Source organism: Flavobacterium sp. CLA17, assembly GCF_013112255.2.
Lineage (GTDB): Bacteria > Bacteroidota > Bacteroidia > Flavobacteriales > Flavobacteriaceae > Flavobacterium > Flavobacterium circumlabens.
In genome coordinates this window covers 3,896,306-3,909,608 of record NZ_CP068294.1, presented here as the reverse complement: position 1 = coordinate 3,909,608, position 13,303 = coordinate 3,896,306, and the positions used below count along the sequence as shown (strand labels likewise).

The 13,303-nt window shown below is 35.4% G+C and carries 10 protein-coding genes and 1 pseudogene; 1 reads left to right on the top strand and 10 read right to left on the bottom strand.

The annotated features are described in order from the left end of the window. Nucleotides 1–119: 119 nt before the first annotated feature. The 4 genes from HAV12_RS16015 to HAV12_RS16000 form a co-directional block, all read right to left on the bottom strand. The gene (locus HAV12_RS16015) at nucleotides 120–869 is read right to left on the bottom strand and encodes a shikimate dehydrogenase (protein WP_171570535.1); all 750 of its coding nucleotides are present in this window, start codon (nucleotides 867–869) and stop codon (nucleotides 120–122) included. Beyond that, nucleotides 869–2,266 (bottom strand): tetratricopeptide repeat protein, encoded by a 1,398-nt coding sequence (locus HAV12_RS16010; protein ID WP_132033262.1) that lies wholly within the window; start codon nucleotides 2,264–2,266, stop codon nucleotides 869–871. Before HAV12_RS16010 ends, HAV12_RS16015 begins: the two co-directional genes overlap by 1 nt. A gap of 279 nt (nucleotides 2,267–2,545) precedes the next feature. After that, nucleotides 2,546–3,742 carry an aspartate aminotransferase family protein gene (locus tag HAV12_RS16005; RefSeq protein WP_171570534.1) on the bottom strand — a complete coding sequence of 399 codons (1,197 nt, stop codon included), beginning with the start codon at nucleotides 3,740–3,742 and terminating at the stop codon, nucleotides 2,546–2,548. Nucleotides 3,743–3,965: 223 nt separating this feature from the next. Then, nucleotides 3,966–5,618: an OstA-like protein gene (locus HAV12_RS16000; protein ID WP_171570533.1), complete on the bottom strand. Its 1,653-nt coding sequence runs from the start codon at nucleotides 5,616–5,618 to the stop codon at nucleotides 3,966–3,968. A gap of 503 nt (nucleotides 5,619–6,121) precedes the next feature. On the opposite strand from HAV12_RS16000, the pseudogene HAV12_RS15995 reads away from it, so the two are divergent. Then, nucleotides 6,122–7,992, top strand: a pseudogene (locus tag HAV12_RS15995) (alpha-amylase family protein). 60 nt (nucleotides 7,993–8,052) lie between these two features. Here HAV12_RS15995 and HAV12_RS15990 read toward each other — a convergent pair. The 6 genes from HAV12_RS15990 to ftsH form a co-directional block, all read right to left on the bottom strand. Further along, nucleotides 8,053–8,832 carry a superoxide dismutase gene (locus HAV12_RS15990; protein ID WP_132033270.1) on the bottom strand — a complete coding sequence of 260 codons (780 nt, stop codon included), beginning with the start codon at nucleotides 8,830–8,832 and terminating at the stop codon, nucleotides 8,053–8,055. 8 nt (nucleotides 8,833–8,840) lie between these two features. After that, a complete protein-coding gene (locus HAV12_RS15985) occupies nucleotides 8,841–9,113 on the bottom strand; it encodes an acyl-CoA-binding protein (RefSeq protein WP_171570532.1) in 273 nt (90 codons plus the stop codon). Beyond that, a complete protein-coding gene (locus HAV12_RS15980; RefSeq protein ID WP_132033274.1) occupies nucleotides 9,114–9,767 on the bottom strand; it encodes a phosphatidylserine decarboxylase family protein in 654 nt (217 codons plus the stop codon). Continuing rightward, nucleotides 9,757–10,647: a phosphatidate cytidylyltransferase gene (locus HAV12_RS15975; RefSeq protein WP_132033276.1), complete on the bottom strand. Its 891-nt coding sequence runs from the start codon at nucleotides 10,645–10,647 to the stop codon at nucleotides 9,757–9,759. The genes HAV12_RS15980 and HAV12_RS15975 overlap by 11 nt, the downstream gene beginning before the upstream one ends. A 1-nt stretch (nucleotide 10,648) precedes the next feature. Further along, nucleotides 10,649–11,257, bottom strand: a complete 609-nt coding sequence (locus tag HAV12_RS15970; RefSeq protein ID WP_132033278.1) for a lactate utilization protein B/C — start codon at nucleotides 11,255–11,257, stop codon at nucleotides 10,649–10,651. A 113-nt stretch (nucleotides 11,258–11,370) separates the two neighbouring features. Beyond that, entirely contained in the window at nucleotides 11,371–13,296 is a 1,926-nt protein-coding gene (gene ftsH / locus HAV12_RS15965; protein ID WP_132033280.1) for an ATP-dependent zinc metalloprotease FtsH, read from the bottom strand. Between the last annotated feature and the right edge of the window lie 7 nt (nucleotides 13,297–13,303).

The following is a 13,303-nucleotide window of genomic DNA, read 5'->3' as shown; positions in this document are numbered from 1 at the left end:
TGCTTATGTTTGCAATGTCTGTTTTGGTTGAGATTATAAAGCAGGAAGACCGATTCTTAAATTCAATTTTTTAATTATGAATAGAAGATACGAAGACACTAATTGTTTTATGTGAGGATTTATTTATTCCAGATTTTCCATGCTTTTTCAGCTTGAAAAATAAGCATATCATAACCGTTTTTTATAATTGCTCCGTGTTCTTTTGCATTTTTTAGAAATTGTGTTTCTTCCGGATTATAAATCAAATCATAAGCAATGTGCTTACTGGTAAAAAACTCGTAAGGAAGATTGGGACAAGCTTCAATATTTGGGCTTGTTCCTACGGGAGTAGAATTTATTATAATCTGAAAGTTGTCAAAAGTTGTGGCATTGATCAGGTCGTAATCGATAATATTTTCTTTGGCTTCCCTTGACACAAAAGTATACAGGATATCAAGTTCATCCAGAGCAAAAGCAACACCTTTTGAGGCGCCGCCGGTACCTAAAATGAGTGCTTTCTTATGATGTGGCTCTAATAGTGGTTTCAGTGATTTTTTAAAACCATAGTAATCCGTATTATACCCTTTTAATTTTCCGTTTTTAGTGAATTTTATGGTATTGACAGCACCTATTAAAGATGCTTTTTTTGAAAGTTTATCTAAAAAGGGAATGACTTGTTCTTTGTACGGAATCGTAACATTAAGGCCTTTTAAATCGGGATTATTTTTAACCAGTCCGGAGAAATGATTAATTTCAGAAATGTCAAAATTTTCGTAGGTGTTGCCTGCAAAAACTTCATCATTAAATTTTTCTGTAAAATATCCTTTCGAAAAAGAGTAACTAATATTGCGGCCCAATAAGCCAAATCGTCTTTTTAAAGTATCAATCATTATTCTTTTCTATGTTTCTCAATATAATTTTTCACCATTTTCTTTGACCAGACCACCGGGAACAAATCCTCGATTAGAATATAATTTTCAAAATTTAGACGTAATCCGTTGCTTAAATGAAATTTTGCTTTGGTATTGTCCTGAATCATAAAATACAGTCCTGCCAGACGATATTCGATTTCGTTTTCTTCAGGGAAATATTCTGATGCCTGCAATAAAGTTTGAATGGCACTGTCAAATTCACCTAAAAACTGCAGGATGTCAACCCAGAATAACCAGGTATCTAAGGCATAATCCCCAAATTCAACCGCTTTTCTATATCCAAATTCAGCTTCCTCAAAGAAGTTCATTTGTTTGTTTATCGTTGCATAGCGTTTCCAGTACAAACGATTCTGATTGTCAATTGCCAATGCTTTGTTGACAAAAAATAATGCTTTTTGAAAGTTCTTCTGGCGAACATGAAAGTCAGTAATGGCAATCCATCCTTTATCTAAAAGCGGATCTTCATGTACCGTCTGATTGTAATATTGTAATGCTTTGGCAGAATTGCCTAATTTTTCATAGCATTTTCCAATACGCAATAAAGCATACGAAGTCGCATCGTCTAACTCGATGGTGCGGTTGTAGCTTTCAATTGCTTTGTTGTATTTTTTAAGGCGTTCGTACGCTTTTGCTTTTTCCATGAAAGCGCCCAGAAATTCGTCGTCAATCAGGGTGGCATAATCAAAAGCGCGAATGGCATTTTCATATTCCTTCACGCCATAATGCAAGCGTCCTAGCTGGTGCCAGGCAATCTCGCTGTACGGATTTTTATTGATGTAATCGTTAAGATATACAATGGCTTCCTGATTTTGATCTAAAAATTCAAAACAATAAACCACATTGTACAGCGCAGACTGATCTTCTAAATCTTCTTCCAGACATTTGATAAAACTGTCTTTTGCCATCTCGAGATTATCCATAAAAAGATATTCCATTCCGATTAAGTTATACACGTCAGCGTAATCGTCTGTATATTGCAGGGCGATTTTAAGCAATTCTACCGCTTTTTCGTGTTGATCTCTCTTAGAACAGATATTGGCTTTCTGGATGTAAATTTCCTCGTTGTTAGGTTCAATTGCATACAACTCGTTTAAAAGCTTTTCAGCAATGTCAAGTTTGTCGTCGTAAACCAGCATTTCTACTTGAACTAATTTTAAGCCTGTAGATTTTGGATGTTGGTCTAATGCAAGTTTTAAGGCCTTTTTTGCTAAATTAGCCTTGCCTATATCTAAATAATGAAGAATTATTTCTTCAAATTCTTCAGAATCAAAAAAGAGTACTTTGTTAGTTTTTAACATCGACTCAAATTTGGATAAGGATAGGTTATAATCTTCTTCTTCGTTGCTTAATTGCATACTTTGTTTTATTTGAAATTAGCCTGTTATAAAATTAGGCAACCATATTCGTGTTGAGAGGAACGGGAATCAATTGTTTTGAACAATTTAATTAACAATATGGACAGAATTTCTACTCTGTTTTAAGTTATAATCTTTTTGATATTTAAAAGATTAAATTTAATTATTATTCTATTTTTGTTTCTAATCCGGAGTTCTAGCCCTGATGGCAGCGATATCCTTTTGTTTTTTTTCTTTAAAAAATAAAAGATTTAGCGGACAGCAGGAAATAGCTCCTGATTAAACTACTTGTTCTTTTTTCATTATTTCATCCATAACGTTTAAAATTATGGCACAGCCTTCTCTTATTTCTTCTTCAGAAATGGTTAATGGCGGTGTTATTCTTATGGCGCATCCTTCAAAGAGCAGCCAGAATAATATGAGCCCTTTGTCCTGACAATTTAAAATAACCTGATTGGTTATTTCGGCAGTTTCGGTCATTGCGGCAAGCATTAATCCTTTTCCTCTAACTTCCTTTATCAAAGGATGTACCAAAAGAGATCTGAAGAGTTTTTCTTTCTCTAAAGCTTCCTGCATTAAGTTTGTCTCAGTTAATTCCTGCAAAGTGGCTAAACAGGCTGACGCAATGACAGGATGGCCTCCAAAAGTAGTGATATGACCTAGTTTAGGATTTTCAGTTAAAAGGTCCATTTTTTCCGCCGAAGCCGTAAAAGCACCAACGGGCATTCCGCCGCCCATACCTTTTCCCATTACTACAATATCAGGAACTACATCGTAATTCTGAAAGCCGAAGAGTTTTCCGGTTCTTCCAAAACCGGGCTGAATTTCATCAACAATCATCAGGGCGCCTACTTCATCACAGCGTTGGCGTACTTTCTGCAGAAAATTATCATGAGGCTGAATGAATCCGGCCCCTCCCTGAATAGTTTCTAAAAGAATCGCAGCGGTTCGGGTGGTTATTTTTTGTAAATCTTCTTCGTTATTGAATGTTATAAAATCAACATCAGGAAGCAAAGGTCGATAAGCCTGCTTGCGTTCTTCAAAACCCATAACACTCATGGATCCCATCGTATTCCCATGATAGGCATTATGACACGAAATAAGCTGACTGCGGCCTGTGGTTCGTTTAGCGAGTTTCAGTGCTCCTTCGATTGCTTCTGTACCCGAATTAACCAAATACGTTTTATTGAGGGATTCCGGAAGGAGGGAAGCCAGTAATTTACAATATTGAACAGCCGGACTTTGTGAATATTCGCCATACACCATTACGTGCGAATATTTGTCTAACTGATCTTTAATTGCCTGGTTAACTCTGGGGTGCTGATGACCCAACGTGCAGGCCGAAACTCCGGCAACAAAGTCTAAATATTTTTTATTGCTGGTGTCGTATATATAGGAACCAATTGCATGAGAAACTTCCATTCCTAAAGGATAGGGGGATGTTTGCGCCTGGTATTTTATAAAATCTGAATTCATTCTTTTTTGAGGTTCTAAGTGGCTGAGTTGCTAAGGTTCTGAGGTTTGTCTCAGTCTCGGTTTTCAGTCTCAGTAAAAACTGTGACTGCCTAACTGTGATTAAATTTAACCGCAAAGATCGCAAAGTTTACGCAATGTTCGCAAAGTTTTAAATCAAGTTTACATTATTAAAAAGCAAAGATCGCAAAGCTTTGAAATTGAAAACTGAGACTGAAAACTGCGACTATTTCTTATCCTTAGAAGTACCTTTAGTCGTCGCTGACTTAGCTGTACTTGTCTTCACAGCCGGTTTCTTTTTATCGTAATCTAAGGTTTCTTTTCTGATTTTCATCGGAACATTCTCTTTGGCGTCTTCGGCTTTTCCTTCTTTGATTAATTTATCATTGAGTTCATTTTCTTCGGCAGTAAAAATATCATCTTTCGATTTTATTCGTTCGTCACCGCGCCAGACCAGACCTCTTAATTTACGGGCATTTTCAGGTAAATCTGCTTCCGGGTAGATATCTCCGTCGACCTTGTTGAAAAATGTAATAGTTTCGATAGCATTGTTTTCTAAAATCATATTGATTTTACTGCTGACATTTTTATTGATACCGATAAGTTCATTAGTATCATTCCTCATATAATAAATGACTTCGGTATTTTTTATCACATCGACATCATGTAATTTACCTTCTCTGAATTTTCCAAATAAATTGAGGCCTTTTACCTGATTAAAGCCGGTTCCGAGCGTATCCCGCGAGACAATAAACGTGTTGTTGAGTACTTTTAAGGAATCTATTTTTCGGGTGGTGTTATCTCCGATTAAATGCATGATGTCGCCGGTAATCTGACTTTCACCATTCCAGAGAATTGGATTTCCGATTAGTTTTGTTAAAGCAGTTTTTGAATTGGAATGAATCGAATCGCATTTTCCGCTCATATCCGTTTTATAAAAACGAACATTATTATAAGCTCTCAGAATTCGTTCGCCCTCTTTTCCGGTAACCATTAGTTTTTTTCCGTGAATATAAACCGAATCATTGTCTACAAAGTTAACCGCAACAGCCCTTTTGGTTACAAACATCGAATCTTTTAGTTTGTAAACTTCCGCATAATGCCCTTTTACGATGCCGCGATTTACAGAATCGGTAATTTTTACATTTCGGGTTGCCGATGCAAATTCAGTGTTCCGGTTATAAAACAAACTATCTCCTTCAATGCGGCGATCGTCGTATTTTATGTATGATTTTCGAAGTAAGTGCGCCAGGTTTTTCTTGGTGTCATAAAACCCTTTTTCAGTATAAATATAATTCGTCTTACTGGTAATAGTCGATGGGCCAAATAAATAACTGTGTCCCGAATTACTGTAATAATCCAGATGGTTTGATTTGATAACGTATTTTGGATTGGTAAGAACAACCGCGGTTAAGAATTGAAATTTTTTCTGGGCGACATAATAGCGGCCTGATTTACTTACCAGGGTATTATCTTTATTAACAATTGTTCCTTTCGAATTATAAAAAACTTCCTGAACATTACGGTCAAAATTAATGGTGTCAGTTTGTAAAGTGGCATCCGGTGAGGTCATAACGGCATCTCCGGTGGCAAATGCTTTTTTTATGTTACCATTATATTCGGCATATTTACTGTTAAGGTACAAAGTATCTCCCTGTACTAATTGTACATTTCCAAACGCTTTTAAATAGTTTTCCTTTTGAAAAAAATAAGCTTTGTTACAGGTAAGCACAACGCCATCATGATTGATTTTTACATTGCCGGCTAGTAATAGAGCATCAGGTACTGCGATTTGATTTACATACGAATTGTCTGCATTCTCAATAATGATTTTTTTGGGTGCCTGCGCAAAAATGCTTTGAACACTTAATAGAAGCAAACAATAAGATATGAAAAAGAATGATTTCGTCAAGGGATTAATTTTTGTCAAATTTATGAAAAAGGTTACAACCTTTCTTAATATTAGTATTAATTTATAATTTTTTAGGAGGTTTGGTACTGTAAAGGTTCAGAGGGACACAGGTTCAAAGGGGCAAAGGTCTCAGATTCTTTAGATTTTAAATCAACTATTAAATTGTTTCAAGTCATTTTTTTTTGGCTTTCTTCCTATGCCCCTCTGTCCCTCTGAATCTTTGTAACTTACTTCCTAAGTTATCAACAAAACAGGACACTCTTTCGTTGTAGTTTGGTTTTTTGAATGAAAACAGGCATAAATTGATTTCAGTTTCTTTTGATTTTTAAAAATTAGTTTAAATTTAAAACATCGTTTCTAACGATTAGATGAAATAAGCCAATAAAAAACAAATTTCAATTTTATTAAGATTGCAATTTGGGATTTAAATATTGGATTTTCTTTTCTATGAAACAGTTTATAAATTGAATATGATAAATAAAAGAATTTTGGTTGCAGGAATAGCTGTAACAATGCTGTTGACAGCATGTAAAACAAAAGATTTAAAAATGAATGCAGCTCAGGAAGAAGTTCTTACAGATAAGAAAATTGTCGTGTATCAGGTTTTTACACGTTTATTCGGAAATAAAAATACAACCAACAAACCCTGGGGGACAATTGAAGAAAACGGCGTTGGAAAATTTAATGATTTTACAGATAAAGCATTACATGAAATTAAAGATTTAGGCGTTACTTACATTTGGTACACCGGTGTTCCACATCATGCTTTGGTTCGGGATTATATCGCTTACGGGATTTCAAATGATGATCCCGAAGTGGTAAAAGGCAGGGCAGGTTCTCCTTATGCCGTAAAAGATTATTACAATGTAAATCCTGATTTAGCAGTCGACCCTGCACATCGCCTGGAGGAGTTTGAAGCGTTGATAACCCGCACACACAAAGCAGGTTTGAAATTAATTATTGATATAGTACCCAATCATATTGCCCGTAAATACGAAGGAAAAAACAATCCGGAGGGTGTTCGGGATTTTGGTGCTGGTGATGATGTGCAGGTGGAATACAGCAGAAATAATAATTTCTATTATATTCCGAATGAACATTTTCAGATTCCTGACGGAGATGTTCCGTTAAATGGAGAAAAAAATCCTCTTGTTGATGGTGTTTTCGATGAAAATCCGGCAAAATGGACCGGCAACGGATCGCGTAAAGTAAAACCAGATCAAAATGACTGGTACGAAACTGTAAAAGTAAATTACGGAATCCGTCCGGATGGTTCGAAAGATTTTCCTGAACTTCCTGCTGGTTTTGACCAAAAATCCTATGCCGAACATTTTGCCTTCTGGCAGGACAAAGACGTGCCGGATTCCTGGAAAAAATTCAAATCAATCGCTTTGTACTGGACTGCAAAAGGAGTGGATGGTTTTCGTTATGATATGGCCGAAATGGTTCCGTATGAATTTTGGAGTTACATGAATTCAGCTATCAAAATGAAAAACCCAGATGCTTTTTTACTGGCTGAAGTTTATAATCCGAATGAATACCGCAATTATATTCGTTTGGGAAAAATGGATTATTTGTATGATAAGGTAGAAACCTACGATAAACTGAAAGATATTATTCGCGGAAAATCTTCCACTGATGGTTTGTCTGAAATTCAAACCAGAATGCAGGACATCGAACACCATATGCTTCATTTTTTGGATAATCATGATGAACAGCGTCTGGCAAGTCCTGAATTTGCAGGAACGCCCGAAAGAGGGAAACCTTTGATGGTGGTTTCTACAACAATCAGCACATCGCCAACAATGGTTTATTTCGGACAGGAAGTGGGAGAGGCCGGAAATGAAAATGCCGGTTTTGGAACACATTCCAGAACTTCAATTTTTGATTATATCGGCGTTCCCAATCATCAGCGTTGGATGAACGATGGAAAATTTGACGGAGGGCAACTTTCTGAATCAGAAAAAAGTCTTCGCGATTTTTATAAAAGATTGTTGAATTTCTCGATTAAAAGCTCGGCTTTGATGGGCAATTTTCAGGAAGTACAATCGGTAAACTTTCAAGCTAATACGGGTTATCATGACTTACTTTATTCCTATGTTCGTTGGTCAGACAAGCAAAAACTAATTGTTGTCGCTAATTTTTCTTCGGAGAAAACAAGCGAATTTGAATTGAAAATCCCTTCTGATGTTATTTTAAAATGGAAATTAAAAGATGGTTCTTATGTCCTTTTAGACCAGTTGTATCTGCAAAATAAAACCTATTTTACGGTAAAGAATGAGTAGGATTAGCAAGAGTTAAAATCGGGCCTTCAGAATCTTTTATTTATGAAGTAGAATAAAAAGCGGAATGAATCGAAAAATAAAAAAGCTGATACTTTTGGTATCAGCTTTTTTTATAATTATACTTTTTTGACTTTCTTTAAGGCTTCGATGTAATTTTCGTTTACTTTTTCCCAATTGATATGTTGATAAAAAGCATCGATATAACTTCCTTTTCTATTTTGGTAGTCCAGATAGTAAGCGTGTTCCCAAAGATCAATACCCATAATTGGTGTTCCCGGTATCAGGGCATTCTTCATTAAAGGATTATCCTGATTATCGGTCGTGGTTACCTGGAGTTTTCCCAGTTTATCTACAACCAGCCAGACCCAGCCAGATCCAAATTGCTTCGTGGCCTGTCCCTTAAATTGATTGGTAAGATTATTAAAAGAGCCAAATTCCTTATTGATTGCGCTTGAAAGAGTATCCTTTGGAGTTTGTTCTTTTGGCGTCAGAATATTAAAATAAAGCGTGTGATTGTAATATCCACCTGCATTTTGACGAAGCTTGGCATTATTGAGATCTAATTTTTTAAGAATATCTTCAATAGACATATTCTCAAATTCAGTAGAAACAATTTCTTTGTTTAAGGTATTGGTATACGTTAAATAATGTTTGGAATAATGTGTTTCTAAAGTAAGAGATCGTATGGCCGGCGCTAATCCATCATAAGGGAAAGCCAGTTTTGTAAGCGCAAAAGATCCCGGATCTGCTTTTACTTCATCGGGACTTCCTATGGTTATTTTTTCCTCTTTTGTTGGTAAAGGAACTTCTACAACTTCGGTTAGCTTATTGTCATTACAAGAAAATAATGCTAAGAATGAAGCTAAAATACTGAAACGGACAATGTTTTTCTTCATAATATGAATTATTTCGCTGTTAGTGAATTTATGATTTCGATATATTGTTCTTTTGCTTCGTCGACGGATAAATGACTAATTTGCATCCAGGCATTTGTTTTGAAAGCATCACGTAAATCAAAATTTTCAGATTGATGATTGTACACTGCAGTTCCAAAAGTAGCCTGTTTATAATAGGCATACAGTCTTAGCTGCACATCTTGCGGTAACGAGGCTTGTGTCATTTTTAAGGCAATTTCTACTGCCTCTGAGAAACGAGTATCTAAATCTTTGATCGTCATTTAAGCTTTTGTAGCAATAATGGTTTTTCCGCCAATTGCTTTTTGGTTTAATTCTACATTAATTTGTGTACCTAAAGGTAAAAATAAATCTACTCTTGAGCCAAATTTAATGAAACCTGCATCTGTTCCCTGAACAACCTGCATTCCTTCTTCTGCATAATTTACAATTCTGCGTGCCAAAGCACCTGCAATTTGTCTGTATAGAATTTGTCCGAAAGTTTCATTTTCGATTACAACAGTTGTTCTTTCGTTTTCTTCACTTGCTTTTGGATGCCATGCAACCAAAAATTTGCCGGGGTGATACTTGCTGAATTTGATAACACCATCCATAGCATAACGCGTTACGTGCACATTTATTGGTGACATAAAAATAGAAACCTGTAAACGTTTATCTTTAAAAAACTCGCCTTCGTAAACTTCTTCAATTACGACCACTTTTCCATCTACCGGAGCCAGGATATGATTGTCTTCTCTGATCGCAATTCTTTTAGGATTTCTAAAAAACTGCAAAATAATAATCAAAATCAAAACAGCTGCTATCTGAACTAGCATTCTCAGCCAGCTGATATCAATAAAACGATCAGCGATCAAAAGCACGGCAACAGTAAAAACAGTACCTAATAAAATGGACGGGGCTCCTTCTTTATGAAACATAATATAAAATTTGGTAAAATAAATATATAATTGGTGCTACAAATATAACACTATCTAATCGATCTAAGATGCCTCCGTGTCCGGGCATTATGGAACCGCTGTCTTTTACACCGGCAATTCTTTTAAATTTTGACTCGATCAAATCACCGATCGTTCCGAAAATACTGACAATTAGTGCAATAATAGTCCATATTAAAATAGACTTACTGCTAAAAGCGGGATTGGGCTGAATGTAAAATTTTGAAATCAAAAAACCTGCGAATGCAGCAAAAACAGCACCGCCTAAGAATCCTTCGATGGTTTTTTTAGGAGAAACACGTTCAAATAATTTATGTTTTCCTATCGATTTTCCAACCAGATAGGCAAATGTATCATTTGTCCAGATGAGGATAAATAGTCCAATGATAATTTTTGGATTGTAATCATTGGTCCCAAAAGAAATTTTTACAATAAAGACGAAAGGTAAAGTGATGTATCCTAACAGATATAGATATTTGGAAGAAATACTTATTTTCTGAACAGAGTCGTAAAACAAGAATAAAATACATTTAATTGCGATGACTATCGTAACGGCTAGCAGCACCAAATCTAATTGCTGGATATTAGTTTCTAAATAAAAGTCTGCGTTAAACAGATTGTTAAGATACAGGGTAGTTTCTTTGTTGTAATGGCTTATTAGTACAATAACGGAATACAACAAGATTCCAAACAGAATCGAAAAGATTTTATTGAGATGAACCAAATTGGAAAATTCATAAATGGTAATAACCAGGAAAATACCAAAAAGGATAATAAAGCTTTCGGTAGAAAACAAGATCGAAGTTAGTAACAAAGCGATATAAACAGCACCAGAAATGGTCCTCTTGAGTGTTTCGTTCATGTTAAAGATCTTCTAAAAGCAATAAGTACAGATTTTTTGCAACACTTCCGTATTGTGTAAAATCTTCTTCTTTTGCTTTTTCGAAATATTTTATTGTGGTAATATTGGTAGGATAGTCTCTTTCGTATTTGCGTTTAATAGCACTGAGTCCATCGCTTTTAATAGAAAGAATCTGGCTGGTTGTGGCTATTATGACAATATTGGCCGGTAATTCGTTTGGTTTGTCCTGTCTGATTTGTTTGGATGAAAATAAGATAGAACCTTCATCAGCAATAAGGCTTTCACAAGTGGCAAGTAAAAATTTAGGATTTCTGGGCGAAATATAAATTAATTTATTTTCCTCCAATAAAGTAAATAAACCCGGTTCGTAACATAAAACTTCATTCTCAAACCAGTCGTTTTCTTCTAAAATATTTTCAAATTGTTCTGCTACTTCCTGTTTGTTTTCACAATACAAAAATTTGCCTCCGTTTTTCTTAAAATTAAAAATGAATCTTTCGTCAATAGATAAGTGACTATCAGGAGTTGTTGGATTCCCTCCATATTCGCTTTCAGTTTCTTCATCAGAAGCGGCATCGCTCGAACCAAATATTTTTTTGAAAAAATTCATTTTATATGAAATACTTTACATGTTAATTGAAAACGTTCAAAGATAAAAAAATCTTAATTCAAAAGGCTATTTTGAATTAAGATTTTAAAAAATATTAAATATTTCCGAATAGTTTAAGAAACTACTTCTTCCAGATTTTTATCAAAAGTACGTTTTCCGAAAATTGTTTCTAAGTCATCTTTAAAAATAACTTCTTTTTCAATTAATATATCGGCAAGCTGATTTAGCTTGTCTTTGTTTTCTTCTAAAATTTGAATAGCTCTTTTGTATTGGCCTTCAATTAATTCTGAAATTTCTTTGTCAATAACTTTTGCAGTTTCATCAGAATATGGTTTTGAAAAGTTGTATTCGCTTTGTCCGCTTGAATCATAATAAGTAACATTTCCTATTTTATCATTCAAACCATAAATCGTTACCATCGCACGAGCCTGACGAGTTACTTTTTCCAAATCGCTTAATGCTCCGGTGGAAATTCTGTCAAAAGTTACTTTTTCAGCAGCTCTTCCGCCCATAGTAGCACACATTTCGTCTAACATTTGATCTGTTCTTACGATTTGTCTTTCTTCAGGAAGGTACCATGCAGCTCCTAAACTTTGTCCACGAGGAACAATTGTTACTTTAATAAGTGGTGCAGCATGCTCTAACATCCAGCTTACTGTCGCGTGACCCGCTTCGTGAATAGCGATTGCTCTTTTCTCTTCGGGAGTAATAATTTTGTTTTTCTTTTCAAGACCACCAATAATTCTGTCAACAGCATCTAAGAAATCCTGTCTGTCTACAGCCGTTTTATTGTTACGGGCAGCAATCAATGCAGCTTCGTTACAAACGTTTGCAATATCAGCACCGGAGAAACCCGGAGTTTGTTTGGCCAGGAAATCTAAATCAAGACCTTCAACTTTTTTGATAGGAGCTAAGTGTACTTTAAAGATTTCAGCTCTTTCGCGAATGTCCGGTAAGTCAACAAAAATTTGTCTGTCAAAGCGACCTGCACGCATTAAAGCTTTATCCAGTACATCAGCTCTGTTGGTTGCAGCCAGAACGATTACATTCGAGTTAGTACCAAAACCATCCATTTCTGTCAATAATTGGTTCAGTGTATTTTCTCTTTCATCGTTTCCGCCTGACATATTGCTTTTTCCTCTTGCTCTACCAACAGCATCAATTTCATCAATGAAAATAATAGCAGGAGATTTTTCTTTTGCCTGTTTGAATAAATCACGTACACGTGATGCACCAACTCCTACGAACATCTCAACAAAATCCGAACCTGATAAGGAGAAGAAAGGAACCTGGGCTTCGCCTGCAACAGCTTTGGCCAATAAAGTTTTACCAGTTCCCGGAGGTCCTACAAGTAAAGCTCCTTTTGGAATTTTACCTCCAAGGTTGGTATATTTTTCAGGGTTTTTAAGAAACTCTACAATTTCCTGTATTTCTTCTTTTGCACCTTCTAAACCGGCAACATCTTTAAATGTTGTTTTGATATCTGTTTTCTCATCAAACAATTTGGCTTTTGATTTTCCAATGTTGAAAATTTGTCCGCCACCGCCACCGGCACCGCCTGACATTTTACGCATAATGAAAATCCATACACCAATAATGATGATAATTGGAAGCAGGCTGATTAGAATATCGCTCCAGTTGTTTTTCTGCAGGAAATTAAAATCTTTCAGTTTGCCTTCGCCAACTGCTTTTTCTAATTTAGTTTGAAAAATCTGATCGTTACCAATTTCTAAAGTATAGTGAGGACCTTTATTCGGTCTTTCAAAAATATCTTTTGCTACTTTTTTATTTGCTGCGTCTTTTAGTGCTGCAGCTGTCAAATACACTTCAGCTTCTGCTTTATTGTATACGATAACTTTTTCAATTTGTCCTTTTTCTAATAAAGTGTTGAATTTAGAAGAAGTTAATTGAGCAGGTTCGCTTAAGTTAGATCCACCGGTTGCAAAACTTATAAATAAAAAAACTAGAAGTATTGCAGTATATATTAACCAGGGACTTATTTTAAATTTACTCGGGTTTGGATTATTATCTTTAGCCATTAGAAAA

Excerpts from the sequence above, each read along its gene's own strand:
- HAV12_RS15985 (WP_171570532.1), bottom strand. The coding sequence starts at position 9,113 with ATGACGATCAAAGATTTAGATACTCGTTTCTCAGAGGCAGTAGAAATT.
- HAV12_RS16010 (WP_132033262.1), bottom strand. The coding sequence starts at position 2,266 with ATGCAATTAAGCAACGAAGAAGAAGATTATAACCTATCCTTATCCAAA.
- HAV12_RS16015 (WP_171570535.1), bottom strand. The coding sequence starts at position 869 with ATGATTGATACTTTAAAAAGACGATTTGGCTTATTGGGCCGCAATATT.
- ftsH (WP_132033280.1), bottom strand. The coding sequence starts at position 13,296 with ATGGCTAAAGATAATAATCCAAACCCGAGTAAATTTAAAATAAGTCCC.
- HAV12_RS15990 (WP_132033270.1), bottom strand. The coding sequence starts at position 8,832 with ATGAAGAAAAACATTGTCCGTTTCAGTATTTTAGCTTCATTCTTAGCA.
- HAV12_RS15970 (WP_132033278.1), bottom strand. The coding sequence starts at position 11,257 with ATGAATTTTTTCAAAAAAATATTTGGTTCGAGCGATGCCGCTTCTGAT.
- HAV12_RS16005 (WP_171570534.1), bottom strand. The coding sequence starts at position 3,742 with ATGAATTCAGATTTTATAAAATACCAGGCGCAAACATCCCCCTATCCT.
- HAV12_RS15975 (WP_132033276.1), bottom strand. The coding sequence starts at position 10,647 with ATGAACGAAACACTCAAGAGGACCATTTCTGGTGCTGTTTATATCGCT.
- HAV12_RS15980 (WP_132033274.1), bottom strand. The coding sequence starts at position 9,767 with ATGTTTCATAAAGAAGGAGCCCCGTCCATTTTATTAGGTACTGTTTTT.